This window comes from Roseivirga seohaensis (assembly GCF_001592945.1).
GTDB classification, from domain to species: Bacteria; Bacteroidota; Bacteroidia; order Cytophagales; family Cyclobacteriaceae; genus Roseivirga; species Roseivirga seohaensis.
In genome coordinates, this window is the sequence record NZ_LRPB01000023.1 from 392,682 (window position 1) to 416,339 (window position 23,658).

Below are 23,658 nucleotides of genomic sequence, written 5' to 3' on the forward strand. Positions count from 1 at the left end.
ATATGTATTGGATGTAAAGGGTCGTTACCCAACGGCATGAATCATATTTGTCCTGCTTGTCAATACGATTTGCCGAAAACAAATAATTATAAGGAAGAGGTTCCGCATATTGATCAAAAGTTGGCAGGCTCTATCCAGTTCAGTCATATACTCGCTTACCTCCATTTTCAGAAAAAGGGAATTGTTCAGCATATTTTACATGAACTAAAGTATAATCATAAAGAAGATATTGGCCTTATGATAGGGCGATGGTATGGTCACGATTTATTGCTGGGCGGCTTTACCAACGAGTTCGATATGATTATTCCAGTTCCCTTACATTCGTCTAAGCAACGAAAGAGAGGTTATAACCAAAGTGAAGCTTTTGCCAAAGGGCTTTCAGAAGTATTAAAAGCAGAAGTTTGTCTTGGGCTTAGCAGGGTGGCTGCCAGTGAAACGCAAACGAGAAAGAGTAGGGTTGAGAGGCTAGAGAATGTGAAATCAATTTTTGAGATAGTAAATGCCTCGGAAATTCAGGGTAAACGGGTTCTTTTGGTGGACGATGTAATTACCACGGGTGCTACTTTGTTGGCTTGCGGAAATGTATTAATTGAAGCAGGCATTAAAGAACTCAGTTTTGCTGTAATTGCTGCTACTCGTTAATGGGCATAAAACAAAAAAGGCCGCTTCTTATGCAGAAACGGCCTTTTAATGATTTTTCTTCTATTTATTCTTTACCTCCAAAGATTCCACCACCACTGGATTTCGGTTCGAAACCAATAGAAATCATGGCACATCTAAAACCAATGGTATTTGTGGCTTTATCTTGATCTAAAAATCTTCTTGTTCCTGGCGACATCCAGTAAGCTACATCTTTCCAAGAACCGCCTTTATATACTTTCGCTCTGTCGTTAATTAATGATCTGAAGTCGGTTCTATTTCCATCCCAACCGTAAAGTTGTTCTCCGTCAGCCGTACCATCTTTTCTAACGGGGTTTAGATCGTCAACTGCTTGGAATGAAAGTGGTCGGTAGGTATCGTTTACCCACTCGCTTACGTTACCTGCCATGTTGAATAAACCGAAGTCGTTTGGCTCATATCCTCCCACTGGGCGTGGAATTACATCTCCGTCATTATTAATATTTCCGGCAATACCAGCATAATCGCCTCGGCCCCTTTTAAAGTTGGCCAAAAGCTCACCTCGTTTTTTACCGTATGGATTTCTTACTCCCCTTCCATCCCAAGGGTAAATTCTACCATACTCTTCGTTTTCATCTAGGTATTGAGTTCCAATAGTCGCTTTAGCAGCATATTCCCATTCGGCTTCATTTGGTAACCTAAATTCAGGTAGGTAAATACCTCTTTCGATAAATAATTTTTTGTTGGCGTTGATAAAAGCGATTTGATCTTGCTGAAGATCATCTAATTCTTGTGGTGTAATTTGACCACCGCCCGTTGAGCTATTTCCTCCAGCACTTCCAAGAATTTGAAGTGTACCATCTGGGTCGTAAAATTCTAATTTATAAGCATCTGGAAGATCTTCGAATGGTAATTGACTGATAGTAATGTAATTAACAAAATCAGTTCTCCATTTACAGTAGTCTACAGCCTGTCTCCAAGTAACTCCAACAACTGGGTGATTATTGTAGCCTGGGTTGCTGTAGTAGTTTTCGCTATATACATCGTTAAAAGAAAAATCACTAGACCAAACACTGTCGTTTGGAATGAGGTCTTTCATGGTTTGTCCGTTATGCGAAGTAGTTGGCGGAAGAAATGGGTTAGCAGGATCATCCACTATTTCAATATCCTTGCCTAAGCTTAGTGGTATAGGGTTGAATTGGTAAAAAACATATTCTTTCCAGTCCTTGTTGGTCACCTCGGTTTCGTCCATATAGAAAGAATTCACAGTTACGGTTCTTTCTATGTTGTCTCTGGTTCCTAACAAATCTTCTTCAAAAGAACCTAAAACGGTTCTACCCCCTTGAATATAAACCATTCCTGGAGGGTTAGGTAAGTTTTTTGTATCGAATGGGGTAAAACTGAGGGTGTCTTTTGAGTTACCATAAGCCATACCAGTTGTAGAACTCACTCCTCCTTTGTTTTTATTAAAAAGGAAGCAAGAAGATAATAATGAGGTTGACAGTAATATAAATACTGAAACCTTCAAAAACCCAGCTGTATTTTTCATGTTAGTGTTTTTATTCAGACCTTTTAGGTGAATTAAGGGGGCTAATATACACTTATCCCTTATGTTTAACAAAGGTGTAATTCACTCATTGTTATGCCTAAACGTTGGTTCTAATTACATATTTTACAATTCAGCATCAAAATGCGAGATTGAAAATAATACAATGACTGAAAAGACAGTGTATAATTAACCATTATTTAATCCGAACAGGTAGAAGGTTGAGTCTTTCTATTTCTGATCAGGCTTATTTTATGGTTAATCCGAATATTAAACCTTTTAGTAAAATGATCGGAGAGGTGTTGAATAAATATATTTGCTTTAGGTTATGAAAAAGAATCAGCTGTATTGGATGCTCCAAATTGGAGGTTGGGGCGGGCTCCATATAACCAGCTTTTTGGCCATTGCTTTTATTCTGCCTTTTTGGGCCTCTATCATTTCTACCATAGTCAGTGTTCTTTGTGCTGTTCTTATTAGCCATTTGTACAGGCTTTACGCAAAAAAGAGAAAGTGGAAAGACTTAAAAATTGTAAAGCTTATTCCTCGCGTATTTTTTAGTAGCATTATTCAGGGGGCGCTTTTGGCCATTCTTACCTTTTTGGTTGCTATTGGTTCTGTTGTGTTATTGATCAAGGTAGATCCCAATTTAATGGATCATTTTACAGGACTTTCTAAAATGGAAGGCGTAGATGAAGCCACGCTCGAAAAATTAAGAGAGGTAAATCGTGGAATATTTACCCCTAGCACCCTAATTATAATGGCGGTGAGCTTTATTGGCAGCTATTCAGTATATTTTATTAGTTGGTCGTCTATCTATTTTGCTTACCAGTTTCTTCAAAAAAACAGAGAGGTTGAAATTGAAAAATGGAAGCTTCAGGCTACGGTGAAAGATGCCGAATTGAGTGCCTTGAAATCTCAGATCAATCCGCACTTTATATTCAATAGTCTCAATAATATTCGATCATTGGTGGTAGAAGATGCCGAAAAAGCCAGAGATTCAATTACGCACCTTTCTGATCTTTTAAGATTTTCCATTCAATTCGATCATTATGAAAAAGTGAGCCTTGAGAAAGAAATGGAAGTTGTGGCTCATTATTTAAACCTTGAGTCTATTCAGCTGGAAGACCGACTGAGGTATCAGTTTTTGATTGATAGTGAAAGTAAAGATGTTGTTGTTCCGCCAATGATTATTCAAACCTTGGTTGAAAACGCTATTAAACATTGTATCAATAATTTACCTGAAGGAGGAGAAATCATAGTGGAGTCAAAAATGACAAATAACTTCCTAAGTATTTTTGTGAAAAACACAGGCCAATTGAAAGGGCCAAATGGTACTAAGCGAAAAGGAATTGGAATTGGAAACGCGAGAGAAAGACTACGCTTGCTTTATGGAGATAAAGCTTCTTTAAATATTGAAAATATGAATGAGCACATGGTCTGTGCAACGGTCAAAATCCCTTTAAATTAAAACCTCAAAATTAAGCGATATGAAAACTTTAGTAATAGACGATTCAAGACTTGCCAGAAACGAATTAAAAAGGCTACTCAAAGAGTTTGACAATGTTCAGGTTGTTGGAGAAGCGGCAAGTGTTGATGAAGCAATTGAAAAAATCACCGAACTAAAGCCCGACTTAATTTTCTTGGATATTCAAATGCCAGGCAAAACAGGTTTTGATTTACTTGAGGAGCTGGAAATTGTGCCAGAGGTAATTTTTTCTACGGCTTATGATGAATATGCGCTCAAAGCTTTTGAATACAATGCACTCGATTATTTGGTAAAGCCCGTTCAGAAGGATAGGTTGGCGGGAGCCATTTCTAAGGTGATTGAAAAAGTAGAGAAAAAAGAAAGAGATAAAGAAAGTGGAAGCGATAAGCTCACCATCCACGATCAGGTTTTTGTAAAAGATGGCGAAAAATGCTGGTTTGTTCAGTTGGCTGATATTCGTCTTTTTGAGGTAAGTGGGAATTATACCACCGTGTATTTCGACAAATCGAAACCAATGATTACCCGAACGCTAAACTATTTAGAATCAAGGCTAGACGAGAAAACCTTCTTTAGGGCCAATCGTCAACAAATCATCAATTTAAAATGGATCGAAAGAATTGAACCTTGGTTTAGTGGTAGCTTAAGAATATATATGAAAGGGGGCGAAGAAATCGATGTTTCGCGTAGGCAAACCCTTAAGTTCAAAGATATTATGAGTTTCTAGTTTTTGCTACTAATCATATTCAAACGCTCCAAATATAAACTTTGGAGCGTTTTTCTTTTTAACCTAAGCGCTCATATTTTGTAAAACCTCTATTGCTTTTCCGATAGAAAGCACCTCGTCAATTCGTAGAATCAAACGGGTTTTGTGCTCTTTCATATGGCAACTTTTTGGGTGCGACTGTACATAAGCAATTACTTTTCCGAAGGCAGCCGATTGGAAATAGCGCTCATTGTCAGAAGGTAAAAAGTAGCATTTCATCGATTCGTTTTTGATGACTACTTTTTCAAAACCCAGATTTTCAGCCAACCAACGTAGCCTCACCGTTTCTATCAAGTCTAAAACAGGGACAGGAATAGGCCCAAAACGATCTTTAATGCTGGCCGTAAACTTGGCCAATCCTTCTTCATTCTTAATGTTATCGATTTTAGAATAGAGGCCAAGTCGTTCCGAAATATTAGAAACATAGGTTTCCGGAATTAGAATTTCCAAATCGGTTTCAATCGAAGTATCTACCTTAATGGCTTCGGCAGCTTCTTTTACCAAATCTTTGTAAAACAGGTCTTTGAATTCCGTTTCCTTCAATTCTTGAACGGCTTCGTCCAAAATTTTATGGTACATCTCAAAACCTAAATCGGTAATGAAACCTGTTTGTTCGGCTCCTAATAAATTACCTGCTCCACGAATGTCTAAATCGCGCATGGCCACTTTAAAGCCATCGCCTAAATCAGAGAATTCTTCCAAAGCGCTCAAACGTTTTCTGGAATCGGAACTCAACCCAATAGAAGGAGGAGTTAATAAATAACAGAAGGCTTTTCGGTTAGAACGCCCCACTCTTCCACGCATTTGGTGCAAATCGGAAAGCCCAAACATGTGCGCATGATTAATGATAATCGTATTGGCGTTTGGAATATCAAGTCCAGATTCAATGATATTGGTAGAAATCAGCACATCATATTCACCCTCAATGAATTTCACCATGCGCTTTTCAAGCACACTTCCTTCCATTTGGCCATGCGCCACACCAATTCGGGCATCGGGCACAAGCTTCAGAATAATATTTCCTACCTGAACAATGTCTTTAATTCGGTTATGCACAAAGAAAACCTGACCGCCACGTCTGAGCTCAAAACTGATGGCATCGCGAATAATGGTTTCGTCAAAAGTGTGAATTTCCGTAGTAACAGGCTGACGGTTTGGAGGAGGCGTAGCAATTACGCTTAAATCTCTGGCGCCCATTAAAGAGAAATGCAAAGTTCTAGGAATTGGCGTAGCTGTGAGGGTAAGCACATCCACATCTACTTTAAATTCTTTCAGTTTATCTTTTACCCGTACCCCAAATTTCTGCTCCTCATCAATAATCAAAAGGCCTAAATCCTTGAACTGAACATCCTTATTTACGATTCTGTGCGTACCGACCAATATTTCAGTTTTTCCTTCTTTTACACGCTGAAGGGTTTCTTTAATTTCTTTGGCGGTTTTAAATCGGTTGATGTATTCCACATTGACCGGGAAGTTCTCCAGTCTTTCAGCAAAAGTACGGTAGTGCTGCATGGCCAAAATGGTAGTAGGCACTAAAACCGCTACCTGTTTGCCATTGGCGCAAGCCTTGAATGCGGCACGAATGGCCACTTCGGTTTTACCAAAACCTACATCGCCACAAACCAATCGGTCCATTGGGTGAGGCAATTCCATGTCGGCTTTAACATCTTCGGTGGCCTTGGCTTGATCAGGAGTGTCTTCATAAATAAAAGAGGATTCCAGTTCGGCCTGCATAAAACCATCTGGCTGAAAAGCAAAACCGCTGGCTCCCTTCCTTTTCGCGTAAAGCGCAATCAGGTCTTTGGCAATGTCTTTAACCTTCTTCTTAACCTTCGATTTCTTGGTTTCCCATTCAGGAGAGCCCAATTTACTCATGGTAGGCGGTGTGCCTTCTTTGCCTGAATATTTTGAAATTTTATGAAGGGCATGGAGACTGACATAAAGCAAATCGTCATCGCGATAGACCAAACGAATGGATTCTTGCTGATTTCCATTCACTTCCACTTTTTCCATTCCCGCAAAACGCCCTACGCCATAATCAATGTGGGTAACGTAATCTCCTGGGTGCAAAGAGCGCAGTTCTTTGAGCGTTAGGGCTTTGGATTTGCTATGCTTTGTTCGGCTTTTGTATTTGTGAAATCTATCGAAAAGCTGATGGTCTGTATAGCAGAGCATCTGGAGCGTTTTATCGATAAATCCTTGTCTGAGGCCGATATTAAGGGGTTGAATCTTAATAATAGGATTCAATTCCGTGAAGATTTTTTCTAATCGGCCAATTTGAGTTTCAGATTCCGCAGAAATTAAAAGTGTATGATTCTTCATTTGCCAACCGGCAAGGTTATCGGCAATGAGGTCGAAATTTTTGTTGAATGATTGTTGCACTTCGGCATCGAACCTATATTCGAAACCAGATTTTTTAGTAAAGCGATTTCCAAATTCGATTTGGGCTAAACTCTCGATTCCCTTTTTAAAGGACTTTTGAGTCTCGAAAAGTGCATCTGGGCTAAGCACCACTTGGGCATCGGTAACTGAAAGCACTTCGTCAAAATTGGCAGAAGCCTTTTCAAAGTATTTTTCGATCGTGTCTAAGGTTTGTTGGTAATCCTTAAACCAGATTTTGGTGTTGTTCGGAATAAAATCCAAAAACGATTGTCTTACTTCTTGCAACAGTCGGGTTTGAATATTCGGAATGATGTTGATGTGTTTTACACTTTCCTGACTCAGCTGAGAAACGGGATCGAACGTTCTGATGCTTTCAACCTCGTTACCAAAAAGCTCAATTCTGTAAGGTAAATCGTGGGCGTAAGAATAAACATCTACAATACCACCTCGTACTGAAAACTGGCCTGCTTCATAAACAAAGTCGGTTTTCTCGAAATCGTAGGTCATCAGCAGTTCTGCTAAAAACTCCACATCAATTTCTTCCCCCACTTTGGTAGAAAAGGTATTGGTGGCTAGGGCCTTTTTGTTGATTACCTTTTCGGTAAGCGCTTCGGGATAAGTAACGATGATTTCACCTGTGGAAGCCTTATGGTTAATCCTGTTTAGGATCTCGGCACGCATGAGAATGTTGGCATTTTCAGTTTCATCAAACTGATAAGGCCTTTTGTAGGAAGTAGGGAAAAGCAAAACCTCTTTTTCACCTACCAAATTCTGCATATCGTTATGAAAATAAGCAGCTTCTTCTTTATCGTGCATTACAAAAAGGCAAGTTTGCTTATTGTGCTGATACACGGCAGCCGCCACAACGGCATCTAAACTACCCACCAATCCCTTAAGCTGAATGCTATTTCCCTCATTGGGCTTGATTCGCTCGGCAATGGTTTGAATGATAGGGTCTTCCCTATAAATCTTTATGAAGTCTTTTACTTTCAAGGTTCTTGCTAAAAAGAGGGGGCAAATGTAAATAATTCTGAAGCCATTCGTGGCAAAACAGTGTAAGCAATGAATAAATTAACCGACATTTAACCCAACTCTTTAATTGCTTTTATTGTTAGAGCATTTGTAGTGAAAAAAGAAAAAGTTAGAATCGGCTTAAGGCGCGAAGCCTTTAATAAAATGGAGCAGATGCATCCGCATCAAGTTATGCTCTATGTGGCCTTGATTGGTAGTTCTGTCCTTTTCCTCTTTTTAGTGGTTGCTTTTACGGCTAGCAGACCGATTCATAGTGATTTCCTTAAAATTGAATTTCCTAAATTCTTTGTGGTAAGTACGGTATTAATGCTTCTTTCGAGTTTTTCGGTGTCCAAAATTATTCCGGCTTATGAAAAGGACGAGCTGGAAAAACTGAAAAAATGGCTGGGCATTACCTTTTTACTAGGTTTGGCTTTTGCCACTTCTCAGTTTTTAGGCTGGCGCGAACTTCAAGAAAGTCAGATTCTTTTTAGCGGAGCACGCTCTGGTGCTTATCTCTATGTCATTACAGGTTTACACGTGGTACATCTAGTGGCCATTTTACTTTATGCAGTTCGGTTACTCGTCAAATGCAATAAGGTTTCGCTGGATGCTGTGCAAAGCTTGATTTACTGCACCAATCCTTACCAAAAAATCAGGTTCAAAATGCTAACAGACTTTTGGCATTTTGTAGATGTGCTTTGGTTGTTGCTCTTCTTTTATTTGCTGTTTAGCTTTTAAAAAAAGAAGGCCACAACGTAGCTGCAGCCTTCAAATTGACCAATATACTGTTTTTGACTTTTGGGCTTAGTTAAAATTAATCTGCTTAATGTTTTGGTATTTCACGTAAGTTGGCTTTCCGCTTGAATTGAAAACAAGAACGCCTTCATTTTCATCGCTTACATCTCTACCCGAACCAAGGGTTAATTCTTTACCGCTTTTCAACATAATTCTTGCGTTATCGTAATTTCTTGGGCTGAAGGATTTGATGTTTTCAATTGGAATAAAGTATTCAATGTCATCGTCTTCCCCTTGAATAATTTCGAAGTTGTATTCTTCATCTAGGTCGAAAATGATTTCGCCAGAAAGGGTTTCTCCGTTGGTAGTTTCTACGGTTCCTGAGATTTTCTTCACTTCGAAATCAGAATATGCTTTTCCAGAATTTGGTGCATTTGTGAATTCAACACGCTTAAATTCTTTCCATGGAATATCTACTCTACCGAAATCGGTACTCACGATAATCCCACCATTCGAATTGTCTACATCATTCGAACCTCTCAAATAAAGCTCTCTTCCTGATTTTGTCACCACATTACTACCAGAACGATCTCTTTCTATGGACTTAATATTGCTGAATTCGATTTTCATGTCGCCATCGCGGGTATCGCCATCGAGTACATTTGTGGTATATCTTTCATCATGGTCCCACTGAACAAACCCAGTGATTGAACCTCCGTAATATTCAACAGTTCCGTAGATAGGGTCACCAATTTTGTTTGCGAGCTTACTTGGTGTATCCATAAATTCTATGGTTTCAATTCTGCTCCAGTTGAATTTCATGCTTCCCAATTCTTGATCTAGAATGGTGATTGTTCCACCCATATCGTCTGATCCGTCTTTAACAAAAACTCTATCCCCATTGCGAAGTGTTAACTCTACTTCGGAACGTCTGTTAATATCTATTCTAGAAATGTTGCCAAATTCAGTTCTGAATTCGTGCGTAGTTTCCCAGCTGTTATTGCCCCAACTTATGCTAAAGTTTCCCCAGCTGCTGTTTCTCCTTCTTTGTTCGTCCCTTAAGTCGTTTCTTTCTTCTCTTGTCAGGTGACGGTAATTGTCGTTTTCTTCCTTATTTCCATTAAAATGGTCTGTCCAATAGCCTTCTCCACGATCGCCCCATCGCATTTGACCTGTATAACTGTTGCCATCAATGGTGGTGAGTTTTCCGTAGATGAATCCTTCATCTTGTGCATTGGCCGAAAGAAATGAAGCCGTAATGAGCCCGAGAAAAATGGCAGATTTTGAAATAATTGATTTAATCATGGTTGTGTTGTTTGAGTTTTATTCTTTTTGACGAATCAAAGATGCAGAATGACATCTTGCCAAAAAATACAGATTGGCTCTATCTAGTTATTCTTTAACCGAAACGGGAGGAGAACTTACTGAACTGGAAATGATGGTTGAACTCTCCAAAAGCTTTGATTCTAGATCCTGAGAAAATGATAGCCATTAGGGAATTATGACACCAACTTTTGGAGAGGTGTTTTTAGTTATCTAACCACTGTTTGAAAAGCGGTGTCTTTTCTGAACTCACCACAATGTCTTCATCAATTTCTGGGCTAAGGCTCAATTTTACGCGGCCTTTGAAGTAAGGGTGAATGTCGCTAACGGCATCGAAATGCACCAAAAATTTACGGTTTACCCTAAAGAACTGCTTTGGGTTTAGCATTTGATCTACTTCTTCTAGGGTATTATCGATAATGTACTTTTGCTTTTCAAAAGTGACGATATAGGTAAGCTTATCGTGGGTATAGAAATAGGCGATTTTTTCTGTAGGAATGGCGCGAATCCGCTGGCCAATTTTGGTGAGGAATCGTGATTTATATTCTTTGTTCTGTTCGTTAATTAGCGCTTTGATTTGGCTAAGGTCAAATGCTGGAGAAGTGGAAATCGCGGATTGCTCTTCAATTTTTTCTAGCGCATTGGCTAACTTTTCGCGCTGAATGGGTTTGAGCAAGTAATCCACACTATTTACCTCAAATGCTTTAATCGCATACTGATTGTAAGCTGTTGTAAAGATTACTTTACATTTAGGTTTGTGTTGTTCAAAAATTTCAAAGCTAGTTCCGTCAAGTAGCTGAATATCGCTGACAATGAAGTTGGGATGCTCATTATTTTCGAACCACAGCAAACCAGCTTCTACTGACCTGATGGTGGCTACGATTTCCAGTTCCGGTTTGAGTTCTTTTAGCAGTTCAATTAACCTTTCTGAGGCCAGCCTTTCGTCTTCAATAATCAGTACTTTCATTCGCTTAGCTTTTAAGGTTAAATTTCAGAAATATTGATGAGAGGAACACGAACGATGAACGAGTTTGGGTTCTTGATTACCTCAACGGGCTTTGTAGTAAAGTAGGAATACCTACGCTTAATATTTTCTAAACCAGTTTGTCCACTGTTCGGCAATTCAACTTTCTTTTCTTGCAGATTATTTTTTACTGAGATATAGCCGTTCTGACTTTCAACATGAATTTTTAGTGGACGTATTTCCGAAACGGTATTGTGCTTAATGGCATTCTCAATGAGCATTTGCAGGGTGAGCGGAGGCAAGTATAAAGCTTCGTCTTTTTTATCTATGGCCATGCTCAGCTGAATGGTGTCTTCAAACCGAATTTCTAACAAATACATATAAGCGCTAATAAAACTGAGCTCCTCTTTCAACTCCACCAATTCTTCGGAACTGCTTTGAAGAATAATGCGATAAACTTCCGCAAACTTTTCTAGATAAGCCTGTGATTGCTTTTGGTCTTTGGAAATGAGCGAAGAAAGAATGTTGAGGTTGTTGAAAAGAAAATGCGGATCTAAGTGGTTTTTTAAAGCATTAAGCTCTGCCTTGATCGATTCTTTCTGAAATTCTTCCGAAGCCAATTGAGCATTTTTCCAGCGTTTCAAAAACTGAATTCCAAAATTGATTGAAATGATGGGCAACAGAATCAAAATGGATAATGCGTTTATGGTCGCAATTTGACTTCCAACAGGTGGATCTTCTGTGAGGGTAATCTTGAACAGAAAATAGCTCAAGTTGATGATGACTAAAGAGACTAATACGCCTATACCCAATTGGGAGTAAAAACGCTTATTGCCGTGGGTAAGCCAAGGCAGTTTTCGGTCTAATGAAATTGTTAAGGCGCGGTTGGCCAGGAGAATTAAGAGTAAAACCGCAACAATAAGCCCTGCTGTCAGGTAAAGTTCGCGGGGTGCTGAAGTGGCGTAAAGAAAGACAAAAACGCCCGCCACCAAACTGATGGCAATACTGTTTTGGATGATTTGACTACGACTGAACTTCAAAGTGTTTTACTCAATCAAAGATGATTTCGTCAATTTGCGACCAACGTATGTAGGTCGGTTTGGCGTCTTTCGAAGTAAATATAAGCACTCCATCATTGTCTTCTGACACATCGCGACTTTCACCTAATAGAAGCTCCTTGCCATTTCTAAGAATAATTAATGAGTAACTATAATTTTTAGGAATGATGTTTTTGATATTTCGGAAGGGGATTTTATAAACTACTCGGTCATCTTGGCCATCTAAAGTTTCATATTCCCAAGCCTCGTCTAAGTCATAGGCAATGAGGCCGCTTATTTTTTCACCATCTCTGTTAATTACAGTTCCTCTCAAACCTGTTGAGGATGGGAATTCACTATAAGACGGCCCTTGGTTGTTCGATTCAATAATTTCCAGTTCTTCGAAATCGCGCCAAGGAACCACGATTTGACCAATTTCCTTATCGTTGATTAAAACGCCAGCGTTTTCGCTGTTCACATCGTTAGAGCCTGTTAAGTAGAATTCTCGTCCTGATTTAAGTGTTACATCTACCCCATTTCGGTTTTTTACAATTTTCGTAATCGACCTGAATGGAATGTTTTTGTCACCATCACGGTCTTTACCATTCAGAATATCTTCTAAAAAACGCTCATTGTGAGTGTTTTTGCTCGTGCCTTGGTCCCACTGAATGGTTCCTTCAAAAGTACCTCTTCTGCCTGCTTTTACTTTTCCGTAAATGGCTTCACCAAAGAGCGATTTCGGTATTTTGCCACTTTCCAAAAACTCCACTTTTTCTATTCTCGCCCAATCTAGCTTTACAATACCTAATTCTTCATCGTAAACGCTAACGCTTGCGCCTACGTCTTCAAAACCATTGCCACTGACTTCTACAATTACACCGTTTTTTAACGCTACTTGCGCCCGGCTTCTGCCCGTAGGTTTAATGCTTTTGATGTCGCCAAAACGGGTATCGAATTGGTGATTGGTACGGCTGTATTTATCGTCCCAAATGCTCAGTATACCAAGGTCAATGCCTAGCCATGAACTTCCGCCTTCTTGATCTGAAATCTGTTGTATTTCTTTTTTTGAAAGGAATTTTAAAAAATCGCTTGAGGTTTTTTGTGCATTAAAAAGGTCGACCCAGTACACTTCATCACCTCCCCAGCGCAAAGCACCTTGGTATTTATCGCCATTAATGGTGGTTACTTTTCCGTACAGGTAAATGTTCTTTTCCTGCGATTTCGCTTCTGAAACAATAATCAACAAGCCTACCGCAATGCCAATGCACAGCATCAGCTTTCTCACCTTTTTCTCAATGTTATGTTGCAGACTACCCATGCAACAAACGTAATTTGAATTGTTGGTAGAAAAAACGTTTCTAGACTGTACTAGCATATTCAAACCCTGAATCGGGAAAAGCACCACTTCAAATAATTTCTATTTCGGAAAAGCAGAAGCGTCAATACCCGGTACCAAACGAATTGCATTCTTGTAATAGATCTTTTTTAGCACTTCATCTGAGAGCCCCAAACCGTACATTTTCCAATAGGCGTGGTACTTTTTGTAATAAGGAAAGTATTCATCGTTCGTTTCCAGTACTCTAAAATAAGTGGCGTACTCCTCAGGGTTGTAAGCATCTTTTCCAAACAGCACGCGGTCTTGGTATTTGGTGAGGAAGTTATTTGCCATACGTGGTTGGCGACCCAACTCAGCGATTACTGCTCCGATTTCTACATTCATATTTGGCATTTCGTCCAAGAGTTTTCCCAAATGGGCTAAGTCGTTGCCATACCAGCCTAAGTGCGCGGCAATAAATTGGGTATTCTTATGCTTTTTGAAAACGTTGTGTTGTTCTTGAATTAGGGTTTCCCAAGGCACGGGATTATCATCTTCTCTTTTTCTATTCGGATGTGTTTTCAACTCCAACCATCTTTCATTTTCAGCATCAAAAGGTGCCCAAAATTGTTTTGGATCTGCAGTGTGGATCAGTACTGGAATACCTAATTCACCACATTTTGCCCAAATCGGGTCAAGCCTTGGGTCGTCCACTGCTACGCGATTTCCATCAGTATCTTTTACGGAGAAACCTAAGCTTTTGAAAATTTTAAGCCCTCGTGCACCTTGGTTATAATCCCTTTCTAGTTGGGCTGCGGCCCTTTCTCCCCAGCCTTCTTCGCCTACATTAATAAAGTTTACATTGGCGAAAACAATAAAGCGTTTGGGTTGATTAGCTTTTATATTTGCGGAGGCGTCTGCAATTGATTTGCCGCTACCACCACTTAGATTTACCATAAGCCCCATGTTGATTCCATCCATTTCCGCAGCAAGTGCATTTAAATCTTGTTGACCCATTCGCCTCTGATGACTGTGGATATCGATAAAAGGAAATTTCGATCGGGTGATCGGGTGTTCAGGAACAACGAGTGTTGATGGCGGATTATATCCTTCAAAATCCATCGTTTGGGCGGTAATTGTGGTTCCTAAAAATAGACCAATGGAGCAGGCAATCAATTTGATTTTCATGGCTTAAGATAGTTTTTAGCTTAATCGAAGTAGAATAATAAAGGTTTTGCGCTTGTGATCAAAATCAACACAACTGCTTAAGATAGAATGATTCAGTCTTTTCCAAACCAATAAATGATTTTGACGGTAAGAAAGAAGCCTAGTTTTTGAATTAATTTGAAAGGAATAAATAGATTGAATCATGGAGGTTTCATTAAAAGGCAAGGTAATATTGGTCACGGGCGGTTCGAGGGGCATTGGCCGCGCTCTTTCCAAACAGCTTTCAGACACTGGCGCTGCTGTGGCTGTTCACTATAATTCTAATAAAGAACAGGCACAATCCATTCTAAATGAGCTGAATTCCGATTGTCAGCTTTTTCAAGCGGATCTTTCTAATACACCTGAAACAATAAACTTGTTTAAACAAGTAATAAAGGAAATGAATGGTTTGGATGTGTTGATTAACAATGCGGGAGTAGCCATTTCTTCTGATTTAGTGAAAGCAGATGATGACTGGTTAAACGACTGGCAGTTTACCATGAACGTGAACCTTCAGGCTACTGGACTTTTGTGTAAAAAAAGCATCGAACACTTCTTAGAGAATGGCGGAGGAAGAATTATCAATATTTCATCTCGGGCTGCTTTTCGTGGAGATACTGCTGATTACTTGGCTTATGCGGCTTCGAAAGGTGGAGTGGTGGCGCTTACGCGTTCCATAGCTCGGGCTTACGGAAAAAATGAAATTAAAGCATTTACCATTGCGCCTGGTTTTGTAAGAACCGACATGGCGCAAGATTTTATGGACCAATATGGCGAAGGATTTGCCCTGAACGATATTGCATTGAATCAATTAACCGAGCCGAAGGATTTAGCACCTCTAGTAACGCTTATGGCCAGCGGGTTAATGGATCATGCTACAGGCTGCACCATTGATGTGAATGCCGCCAGTTATGTGCATTAACTATGGAATATTATTTCAATAGTAAAGCTTGTTTTACTTTTTAAAAGTAAAAACTGGTAGTTGTGTTTTTCTATCACCTGCTTCGCAATTTGTAAACCAAGCCCCATTCCTTTCTGAAGGGTATCAATATTTTCCGCAACTCCGTTTTGAATATGTAAGGAAAGCATCTCTTTTTGTTCCGAGATTTCAACCGAAACAGCTTGCTTACTTTCTCCATATTTTCGGATGTTATCAAAGAGGTTGACGAGCACACCTTCTAGCTTTTCTCTATCTGCATTTATCGTAAGCTTTTCAGGGTTTGCATTGATGGAAAGCTTGATGTCGAAATTCTTTGTAGACAAAGTCGGGCGCATTCTTTCCAGCATATCATAAATCAAATCGTCCAATCTGAAATTGGATTTGCGCAGTACAAGCGTTTCAGATTTGAGCTGACTCATCAGCAGAAAATCCTGCACAATGTTTTTTAGCCTAATCACTTCTTCGCGTAAGCTATTGAGCGTATCCTGGCTTAGTTCTTTTTCAGACGAGCCCATTCTGTACTCCAATTCCGACTGCATATTGGCCAAAGGGGTTCGCAGTTCATGGGCGGCCATGGCGAAAAACTGATTCTGGCTACGAATGGAAGTTTCAATCCTTGAAATCATTTCGTTCATCGTGGCCGAAAGCTGAGTGATTTCATCATTCGCAGAAGAAACGGGTAAACGATCCATTTGAGGCGAGGCCTTTACACTTTGAGCCTTGGCAATTAATTTTTGAAGCGGGGCTAAAGTGAAATGAGCAATTAAAACGGCAGCGATAAATGCAATAAGCGCAGCACCCAAGTTGGCAAAAATCAATCTGGACTTTAAGGCAGAAATTTCATCATAGACGATTTGATTGTTTTTTGCCAGCACCAAACTGATTTGCGCACCGGTGCTTTCATCCAAAGGCCTTCGGGCAATGCAATACGTAAACGAATCGATCTTGATAAACTCCATCAATGGAGCCCGCCCCTCCAAAGTTGGTTGCTCTATTTCAACAAAAACAGAAGAGAATATTTCGGGGAAATCGGGCCGCTCATATACCATTTGGCTTTCGAACATGTTGCCAAACCACAATTGAATGGGCTGATCTTCTTGCGTAACGGGGATTTGCGTTAGCTCATCATCTACTCCGTTTAAAATGCTCAAGGCTTCAACTTTTCCACTATTCTGAAAAGCATTGATGAGGCTGGTTCGGATGGATTGAAAAAGGGAATAGTTAAAGGCGAGCGAAATGCCAAAAAAGACAACGAAGAAGGCCGCAGCAATCTTAAATCGAATACTTTTAAAAAACTGAATCTGCGGCAAGCTTAACTTTTTACGAGTTCACCTTGAATTTTATAGCCGTAACCTACTTGGGTTTCTATCAGCTTGGGCTCAAAATCAAAGTCTATTTTTTTTCTGAGCTGATGCATGTGCACCTCCACCACATTGCTTCCACGGTCGAAATTAATGTTCCAGATTTTCTGGGTAATTTCTGATTTGGAAAGCACGCGATTGGTGTTGCTCATCAGCAGTTCTAAGATAGAGAACTCTCGCTTACTTAACTCGATTAATTGATCGGCTCGGGTTACTTCGCGCTTAATCAAATCTACTTTAAGGTCTTTTACCTGAAGAGTTGAAGCCCGTGTTGAGCCGAATTTTCTTTGCACATTTCTTACTCTGGCCTTCAATTCTTCAAAATCGAAGGGTTTTTTAACGTAATCAATCGCACCTAAATCCAGCCCCTTGATTACGTGTTCACTTTCATTCAAAGCACTCATAAAAATGATGGGCGTATGAATGGAAAACTCACGCATGTTTTTCAACACCTCAAAACCATTTTGACCAGGCAGCATAATGTCTAAAAGTATCAAGTCGAAATCGTTGGTGGCTGCGGTTTCTAATGCTTCGCTGCCATTGGTTTCATGGGCAACAGAATAGCCTTCCTCTTCTAAGCCTTTTACTAAAAAATTACCCAGCTTAACTTCGTCTTCTATTAAGAGAATTTTCATAGTGAGCGAGTAAGGTTTACTTGGTCTTTAAAAGTTGTTCCGTCTACAGTGATTTTTGAAGGGATAAAAATACTGTAGCCCAATTTATTAATTTCTCCCTCAAGCCCTTTTCTTTTCCAACCTTCGATTTTAATCGTTTTGCCCTCTTTAATTAGGTTTGAAATAGAAGAAGCGATTCGGGTACTAATCTTAATGTAAGACTTGTCATCTAAAACCACGCCTCTTAATACATCATCTTTATTTACTCGTTCTAAGTCAATGCCGGTTACCACTCCGCTTACTTCTTCAGACTCCGTTTCGTAATTTTCTTTTGCTTGGGCAAAACCGTATAAACGGAGGGTGTCCTTATTTGTGCATAAGGCATATAGAAAATTATAGTGTTCACTACGGAAATAGCCATTGTTTGTGCGGTTACGATAGAAAAGTGAAAGCTCTTCGTTTTTGTGGTTCTGAATGAAAGAATCAATTGCTTTTGCATCGTTTTCACTAAACCTATAAGTAACCTTCTCGCTGTCCGATTGCGTCTTCAAATAAGAAATTAGTCCAAGCTCATTTGGAATAAGCTCATTTGCAATGCCTGTCTTATGATCTAAGAACATAGAAATTTGTCCGAAAGAAGGCATTATAGAACTTCCATACTTTGTGCCAATGATCATTCCATGAGCCATTTCTAGGGTGTTCTTAGTTTTTACTACAGAACCAGCAATATAGTTTTTAACAGGGCGAACATAGCTTACAAAGTTTGATTCAATATGATCGTCATTGTTTGATATAGACTTTTTGGCTAGCAAGCTATCTCCGTTTTCCAAAAACAGTAAATATTCACGTCCTTTGATTTTTGTACTACTTAATACTTTAGCCGCTATCACTGTTTCAAAAGTTTGACTATTTCTTAAACCTGTTTTATTTGCTTCAATACTCTTTCGTTCGATTAAAAAAACTTCTTTTTTCGTTCTGACTTCTAGTAAAGAACCTATTCCTGAAATCTTTTTACTCAGTTCTTTTTCTGCTTTTCTTGTAGAAGTGGTTTTATAGGGAGCTTTTTCTAAAAACTCTTGGTCTCCACTTACTTTAATTTCAACAGTTTCCTTTAAAGCAATAAGAGGTTTCATCATTGCCCCATTTTCAGCCGGGAAGGTTAGACTTAATAAGTCTCCATTTTCTTTTTGGAAAACGGCACCAATTAAATAGCTTTCTATAGTCCTATCACCATAAATGGACTTGATAAATTTTCCTCGGTAGGTTACCTCTATATGTTTAGACTTATCATTAAAGCGTTTTGCATAATCGAGCATTTTAGGAGGAATTTCTTGACCCACTACTGGAATAGAAAGTAGTAAAGCGAATAACAAAAAAGTAAACCGATTTTTCATAACCTTAAATTTCTTCGAACCTAAAACACTCTTATTAAAACTAGCTTAAATTCAGATTAATATTCCTTAATTTCATAATATGAAAAAACGCTGCACTTGGTGCGAAAACACCTTTGAAGAATACGAAAGATACCACGATGAGGAATGGGGCGTGCCTGTGCATGACGATAAAACGCATTTCGAATTTTTGATTTTAGAAGGCGCACAAGCAGGTTTAAGTTGGTCGACCGTTTTGAAGAAAAGAGAAGGCTATCGTCAGCTATTTGCCGATTTTAATGTGGAGGCCGTTGCGGAATTTACTCCAGCCGAAGTAGAAATTATACTTCAAAACCCCGCCATTATTCGAAATCGACTAAAGGTTGCTGGAACGGTGATTAATGCCCAGAAATTTATAGCGGTGCAAAAAGAGTTCGGTTCTTTCGACAAATACGTATGGTCTTTTGTAGGCGGAAAGCCCATTGTGAATGCTTGGGAAAGCATGAAGCAAGTGCCTGCCACTACCCCTGAATCAGATGCACTGAGCAAAGATTTGAAAAAGCGAGGGTTTAAATTTGTTGGCAGTACAATAATGTACGCCTATATGCAGGCCTGCGGCTTGGTAATGGACCATACCACAGACTGTTTTAGATACAAGGCGCTAAGCGGAAAATAGTCTTTATTGGGAAACGCTCAAAACAATCGTTTTACGCGGAATTTTTATGTACCACATTCCCACTTCTTTGCCTTCTGCTACCATAGCAGATGAATACAACACAAATTGAGTGTCTTCCATGAATTGAACGTTTCCAGGCGATTTAATGTCGTTTTTACTATTGTATTGGTAAGCTTCATAAATGGCTTTCCCTTTTCCCTCTAAGCTATTTTCTTCGTTGAAAGCAAAACCCTTTACTTCAATATCTGCTGATTCGACTGCTGTCCAGACTACTTTTTCTTCTTCAAGATTTACCTTGAGTTTAGCGGAAATACTATCGCCTATTTCCTTGGCTTTTTCAATGATTTGCACATCCGACACCACCTGAATTTCCTGGCTTTTCATGTCTTGAAGCGCCTTTTTTGTATCTACCTTTTGGTTAGAACAATTGAAAGCCAAAAGAGCGAGAATTACGATGCTTAGCTTTTTCATGAAATAAAATATTTACTCAGTTGGGTGTAAAATTAACAGCCTTGTCAATTGTTTGTTAATTTTGTGGATTAATTCGCATAAATATGATTGACAAGCTAGAGACACTTAAAGCACGATTCGAAGAAGTAGGTCAGCTCCTTGTACAGCCTGATGCCATGACAGACATGAAGCATTACTCTAAACTGAACAAGGAATACAAAGACTTAGAGAAGATTGTGACGGTCTATGATGAATATATCAATGTGAATGAAAATATTGAGTCATCCAAAGAACTTCTGAAAACTGAAAAAGATGAAGAGTTTCGTGAGATGGCCAAAATGGAAATCAGTGAACTGTCTGAGCGAAAAGAGGAAATAGAAGAAGAGCTAAAGGTAATGCTTATTCCTAAAGACCCTGATGACTCTAAGGATGTAATCATGGAAATTAGAGCAGGTGCTGGTGGTGATGAAGCTGCAATTTTTGCTGGTGATTTATACAGAATGTATGACAGGTACATTGAAAGCAAAGGCTGGAAGAAGGAACTCATCAATGTAAACGAAGCGGCTTCTGGTGGTTTTAAAGAAATCACTTTTGGCGTTTCTGGCGAAGACGTTTACGGAGCTTTAAAATTTGAATCGGGCGTTCACCGTGTGCAACGTGTTCCTGTAACCGAGTCTCAAGGGCGAGTACATACTTCAGCTGCTTCAGTAGCAGTTTTACCCGAAGTGGAAGATGTGGATGTTCACCTCGATATGAAAGATGTTCGGAAAGACACCTATCGTTCGTCAGGTGCGGGTGGTCAGCACGTAAACAAAACAGAATCCGCTGTTCGACTGACGCACATACCTACGGGTATTGTGGTAGAATGCCAAGATGGGCGTTCCCAACATAAAAACTTCGATAAGGCATTGAGTGTTCTTCGCTCGCGTATGTACGAAATTGAGTTGAAAAAGCAGGAAGACGAACAGGCAGGAAAACGAAAATCTTTAGTAGGCAGTGCCGATAGGTCCGATAAAATTAGAACTTATAACTATCCTCAGGGCCGCGTTACAGATCATAGAATTGGTTATTCTCAACACAATTTACCTACCGTGATGGATGGCGAAATTGGCGAGTTTGTAGAGCGTTTAAGAATGGCCGAAGCCTCTGAAAAAATGGCACAAGACAGTATGGTTTAATTACTTAGCTTGGTAATCCATCGGTTCTAGCTCAAACAATCGGTTTACTGTAGTATTGAAAATCTCAGAAATTTTAAGGGCCAGAGTGGTAGATGGCGTGTATTTACCGCGCTCAATTGCATTGATGCTTTGTCGCGATACTCCTGCAAGGCTGGCCAGTTGTTCCTGAGTTATCTTTTTTCGCTTGCGCTCTTCGCGGAGTGTGTTTTTCATTTTGATTCCAATTCTTACGTAAAACTAGAACGATCAGCCCTTTGAACGGCCTTTTAATTAGTTAAGTTTATATTACATTTTTGTTCCTAAAACGAACAGAATGTTACAAGGCTGTTAAAAATTCGTGAACAGTTTCTTAACATTGGCATTTTGATTTATCTTTGCCCCCCATAATAAAAGAAGAAACCATGTTATTCGACCCACCAATTGCTTCTGGAGCTAATACCTTTATTTGGATTGTTGTAATTCTTGTTGGCTTTGTAGCTGCTTTAAGTCAGCACGATGCCCTTTTTAAAGGAAAGAAGAAAAAAGAAGGAGAGCACTAAGTCTATTTCTCCCCATTTCTTTATTTCATAGGTCAACTAAAAATTGGCCTTTAATCATTCCTTCTGGTTAGTATTCACTGGCCAAAACCCCTTTTGCTTTTTCTTGAATTAAAGCCCAAGCGTTTTCTACATGTTTGGCTTCTAGGTTTGTATTTCCAAAGGCCAGTCGTAACGAAAACTTATTATTCAATTTGGTTTGGGCAAAAAAGAGCTTTCCTGTAGCATTCACCCTGTTCATTATTTCTTCATTCAAACTATCCAGTTTGTCCTCGCTAATATTTGGAGCAAACCTAAAACAAATTGTGTTTAGTGGAACTGGCGCTAAAAGCTCAAAATCAGGGTGCTTTTCAATTTCGGTTTTCAGCCATTGACCAAGTGCAATATGCTTTCTGATTTTAGCTTGAATGCCTTCAACACCCATTTCGCGAATTACAAACCAGAGTTTGAGTGCTCGGAATCTTCTCCCTAAAGGCACGCCCCAATCACGGTAATTTTTTACCTCATCGTCTACTGAGGTTTTTAAGTAATCGGGTGAAATAGCGAAGGTATTGATTAAGGCACGAGGGTCTTTTACATAATAAGCCGTGCAGTCAAAATTGGTGAACATCCATTTATGCGGGTTGAAAACAAAGGAGTCTGCCAATTCAACACCCTCTGCCATCCAACGCATTTCTGGTAAAACTAGAGCCGTGCCTGCATAAGCGGCATCTACATGGTGCCAAATATCATACTTCTGGCAAATTTTGCTAATGGCCATAATTGGGTCGATGGCCGTTGTGCTTGTGGTGCCTATGGCAGACACTACACAAAGTGGCTTTCTTCCTTCAGCAATGTCTTTTTTGATTAGTGCTTCTAAATGCGCAGGGTCTAAAGCAAAAGCTTCATCTACATTTACCTTGCGAAGGTTATTTGAGCCTATGCCTGCAATTTTTACTGCCTTATCAATGGAAGAGTGAATTTGGTTTGAAGCGTACACTATGTATTTTTCTGCTCCAGAAAAACCTTCTTCATTCACTTTATAACCCGAAGCTTTTTCTCGCGCAGTAAGAATGGCACAAAGCGTAGCGGTAGAAGCCGTATCTTGAATTACACCAGTAAAATGCTTTGGCAAGGCCAGCATTTCTTTCATCCACTCCATCATTTGCTCCTCCAACTCGGCTGCGGCAGGCGAGGTAAGCCAAATCATGCATTGTGCACCTAAAGTAGCAGTGAGCATTTCACCCAAAATGGAAGGCATACTTTTATTGCCAGGGAAGTAAGCCATAAAATTAGGGCTCTCCCAGTGGGTCATTCCTGGCACAATTTGTTGCTTGAAATCGGCAAAAATGGCCTCAAACTGCTCCGATTGCTCGGGAGGGAGTTTCGGGAACTGCTTTTTTATATCACCCGGCTTTACATCGGGTAAAACGGGATATTCTTCTACGTTTTGTAGGTAATCGGCCATCCAGTCCACAAGGCTGTGGGCGTGTTTTCTAAAAGAATCGTTATCCATTATTTTATTGCTTTCTACTCAACATTGAATGTGACCAAAGATAACTGAAGATACTTAATGGAATCGGCTTCAAACTTTCGATTTACTATTTTCCATAGAATTCGTTACTTTCATGTATGGATATTCAGGCGGAAAAATTAAGGTTGATTGAATGGCTGGCTAGTTTGAGGGATTCCAATACTATTTCTGAGTTAGTCGCTTTTAAAAAATCTAAAGAAATAGATTGGTGGGATGAAATTAGTGAGGATGAAAAGTCCGAAATAAACGAAGGTTTGGCGCAGGCTGACAAAGGAGAGCTAATACCACATGATAAGGTAATGTCTAAATACGACAAATGGCGTTAGAGATAGTTTGGACAAAGCGCGCAATTGCTGGCTTCGATAATACCATTAAATATTTAGAGAAGAACTTTACTGATAAGGAAGTAAAACGCTTTGTTAAACAATCCACAGAATTTTTTGAGTTGCTTAAACTCTATCCAGAAATGCTTGAAAAAACGGAAAAGCAAGAAAACGTTTATCGAGGCCCAATTAATAAATACACCATACTCACTTACAGGCTAGTTAAGAAAACGAATCAAATACAACTTATCAATATTCGTTCGGCAAGAAGAAAACCATTGAAAGGATAATCTTTAACTATTACAGCG

23 protein-coding genes are annotated in these 23,658 nt (G+C 39.5%); 10 read left to right on the forward strand and 13 right to left on the reverse strand.

The annotated features are described in order from the left end of the window. The first annotated feature begins 36 nt into the window (after positions 1–36). The gene (locus AWW67_RS08110; protein WP_176700014.1) at positions 37–642 is read left to right on the forward strand and encodes a ComF family protein; all 606 of its coding nucleotides are present in this window, start codon (positions 37–39) and stop codon (positions 640–642) included. Positions 643–706: 64 nt separating this feature from the next. On the opposite strand, the gene AWW67_RS08115 is transcribed toward AWW67_RS08110, so the two are convergent. Next, positions 707–2,167 (reverse strand): SUMF1/EgtB/PvdO family nonheme iron enzyme, encoded by a 1,461-nt coding sequence (locus tag AWW67_RS08115; protein WP_062301001.1) that lies wholly within the window; start codon positions 2,165–2,167, stop codon positions 707–709. A 325-nt stretch (positions 2,168–2,492) separates the two neighbouring features. Here AWW67_RS08115 and AWW67_RS08120 point away from each other — a divergent pair, with 325 nt between their 5' ends. Next, positions 2,493–3,632: a sensor histidine kinase gene (locus AWW67_RS08120; protein ID WP_053221698.1), complete on the forward strand. Its 1,140-nt coding sequence runs from the start codon at positions 2,493–2,495 to the stop codon at positions 3,630–3,632. A gap of 19 nt (positions 3,633–3,651) precedes the next feature. Further along, complete coding sequence (locus tag AWW67_RS08125; protein ID WP_053221699.1) at positions 3,652–4,374, forward strand: LytR/AlgR family response regulator transcription factor; 723 nt, start codon at positions 3,652–3,654, stop codon at positions 4,372–4,374. Positions 4,375–4,437: 63 nt separating this feature from the next. On the opposite strand, the gene mfd is transcribed toward AWW67_RS08125, so the two are convergent. Continuing rightward, a complete protein-coding gene (gene mfd / locus AWW67_RS08130) occupies positions 4,438–7,788 on the reverse strand; it encodes a transcription-repair coupling factor (RefSeq protein ID WP_062301002.1) in 3,351 nt (1,116 codons plus the stop codon). Between the two features lie 132 nt (positions 7,789–7,920). Between mfd and AWW67_RS08135 the strand changes: the two genes are divergently transcribed. Beyond that, on the forward strand, positions 7,921–8,547 hold the full coding sequence (locus AWW67_RS08135) for a cytochrome c oxidase subunit 3 (RefSeq protein WP_062301003.1): 627 nt from the start codon (positions 7,921–7,923) through the stop codon (positions 8,545–8,547). Positions 8,548–8,613: 66 nt separating this feature from the next. Here AWW67_RS08135 and AWW67_RS08140 read toward each other — a convergent pair whose 3' ends face one another. The 5 genes from AWW67_RS08140 to AWW67_RS08160 all read right to left on the reverse strand — a co-directional run bounded on the left by AWW67_RS08140 (position 8,614) and on the right by AWW67_RS08160 (position 14,305). Beyond that, the gene (locus tag AWW67_RS08140; protein WP_062301004.1) at positions 8,614–9,849 is read right to left on the reverse strand and encodes a hypothetical protein; all 1,236 of its coding nucleotides are present in this window, start codon (positions 9,847–9,849) and stop codon (positions 8,614–8,616) included. 223 nt (positions 9,850–10,072) lie between these two features. After that, positions 10,073–10,834: a LytR/AlgR family response regulator transcription factor gene (locus AWW67_RS08145; protein ID WP_062301005.1), complete on the reverse strand. Its 762-nt coding sequence runs from the start codon at positions 10,832–10,834 to the stop codon at positions 10,073–10,075. A gap of 17 nt (positions 10,835–10,851) precedes the next feature. Further along, positions 10,852–11,871: a sensor histidine kinase gene (locus AWW67_RS08150; RefSeq protein ID WP_062301006.1), complete on the reverse strand. Its 1,020-nt coding sequence runs from the start codon at positions 11,869–11,871 to the stop codon at positions 10,852–10,854. Between the two features lie 10 nt (positions 11,872–11,881). Beyond that, complete coding sequence (locus tag AWW67_RS08155; protein ID WP_062301007.1) at positions 11,882–13,186, reverse strand: hypothetical protein; 1,305 nt, start codon at positions 13,184–13,186, stop codon at positions 11,882–11,884. A 99-nt stretch (positions 13,187–13,285) separates the two neighbouring features. Beyond that, on the reverse strand, positions 13,286–14,305 hold the full coding sequence (locus AWW67_RS08160; RefSeq protein WP_260311408.1) for an amidohydrolase family protein: 1,020 nt from the start codon (positions 14,303–14,305) through the stop codon (positions 13,286–13,288). A gap of 247 nt (positions 14,306–14,552) precedes the next feature. Here AWW67_RS08160 and AWW67_RS08165 point away from each other — a divergent pair, with 247 nt between their 5' ends. Beyond that, positions 14,553–15,311, forward strand: a complete 759-nt coding sequence (locus AWW67_RS08165) for an SDR family NAD(P)-dependent oxidoreductase (RefSeq protein ID WP_062301009.1) — start codon at positions 14,553–14,555, stop codon at positions 15,309–15,311. On the opposite strand, the gene AWW67_RS08170 is transcribed toward AWW67_RS08165, so the two are convergent. Genes AWW67_RS08170 through AWW67_RS08180 form a run of 3 tightly spaced genes read right to left on the reverse strand, consistent with a single transcriptional unit; the run spans position 15,308 to position 18,698 of the window. After that, positions 15,308–16,639 carry a sensor histidine kinase gene (locus AWW67_RS08170; protein ID WP_062301010.1) on the reverse strand — a complete coding sequence of 444 codons (1,332 nt, stop codon included), beginning with the start codon at positions 16,637–16,639 and terminating at the stop codon, positions 15,308–15,310. The genes AWW67_RS08165 and AWW67_RS08170 overlap by 4 nt on opposite strands. 2 nt (positions 16,640–16,641) lie before the next feature. Then, positions 16,642–17,325 (reverse strand): response regulator transcription factor, encoded by a 684-nt coding sequence (locus tag AWW67_RS08175; RefSeq protein ID WP_062301011.1) that lies wholly within the window; start codon positions 17,323–17,325, stop codon positions 16,642–16,644. Beyond that, complete coding sequence (locus tag AWW67_RS08180) at positions 17,322–18,698, reverse strand: hypothetical protein (RefSeq protein ID WP_062301014.1); 1,377 nt, start codon at positions 18,696–18,698, stop codon at positions 17,322–17,324. Before AWW67_RS08180 ends, AWW67_RS08175 begins: the two co-directional genes overlap by 4 nt. A gap of 79 nt (positions 18,699–18,777) precedes the next feature. Here AWW67_RS08180 and AWW67_RS08185 point away from each other — a divergent pair, with 79 nt between their 5' ends. Beyond that, positions 18,778–19,350: a DNA-3-methyladenine glycosylase I gene (locus AWW67_RS08185; protein ID WP_062301016.1), complete on the forward strand. Its 573-nt coding sequence runs from the start codon at positions 18,778–18,780 to the stop codon at positions 19,348–19,350. A 3-nt stretch (positions 19,351–19,353) separates the two neighbouring features. On the opposite strand, the gene AWW67_RS08190 is transcribed toward AWW67_RS08185, so the two are convergent. After that, the gene (locus AWW67_RS08190) at positions 19,354–19,821 is read right to left on the reverse strand and encodes a hypothetical protein (protein ID WP_062301018.1); all 468 of its coding nucleotides are present in this window, start codon (positions 19,819–19,821) and stop codon (positions 19,354–19,356) included. 83 nt (positions 19,822–19,904) lie between these two features. Here AWW67_RS08190 and prfA point away from each other — a divergent pair, with 83 nt between their 5' ends. Further along, positions 19,905–20,978 carry a peptide chain release factor 1 gene (gene prfA, locus AWW67_RS08195; protein WP_062301020.1) on the forward strand — a complete coding sequence of 358 codons (1,074 nt, stop codon included), beginning with the start codon at positions 19,905–19,907 and terminating at the stop codon, positions 20,976–20,978. Here the strand turns inward: prfA and AWW67_RS08200 are convergent, their stop codons facing one another. Beyond that, the gene (locus AWW67_RS08200) at positions 20,979–21,191 is read right to left on the reverse strand and encodes a helix-turn-helix transcriptional regulator (RefSeq protein ID WP_053221714.1); all 213 of its coding nucleotides are present in this window, start codon (positions 21,189–21,191) and stop codon (positions 20,979–20,981) included. 188 nt (positions 21,192–21,379) lie between these two features. Between AWW67_RS08200 and AWW67_RS19000 the strand changes: the two genes are divergently transcribed. Next, a complete protein-coding gene (locus AWW67_RS19000) occupies positions 21,380–21,517 on the forward strand; it encodes a hypothetical protein (protein ID WP_157608446.1) in 138 nt (45 codons plus the stop codon). A gap of 67 nt (positions 21,518–21,584) precedes the next feature. Here the strand turns inward: AWW67_RS19000 and AWW67_RS08205 are convergent, their stop codons facing one another. Continuing rightward, entirely contained in the window at positions 21,585–23,009 is a 1,425-nt protein-coding gene (locus AWW67_RS08205) for a pyridoxal phosphate-dependent decarboxylase family protein (protein ID WP_062301022.1), read from the reverse strand. A 116-nt stretch (positions 23,010–23,125) separates the two neighbouring features. Between AWW67_RS08205 and AWW67_RS08210 the strand changes: the two genes are divergently transcribed. Together AWW67_RS08210 and AWW67_RS08215 are read left to right on the forward strand one after the other, a co-directional pair. Next, positions 23,126–23,353: a hypothetical protein gene (locus AWW67_RS08210; protein ID WP_053221716.1), complete on the forward strand. Its 228-nt coding sequence runs from the start codon at positions 23,126–23,128 to the stop codon at positions 23,351–23,353. Next, the gene (locus tag AWW67_RS08215) at positions 23,344–23,640 is read left to right on the forward strand and encodes a type II toxin-antitoxin system RelE/ParE family toxin (RefSeq protein ID WP_053221717.1); all 297 of its coding nucleotides are present in this window, start codon (positions 23,344–23,346) and stop codon (positions 23,638–23,640) included. Before AWW67_RS08210 ends, AWW67_RS08215 begins: the two co-directional genes overlap by 10 nt. The last annotated feature ends 18 nt before the right edge of the window (positions 23,641–23,658 follow it).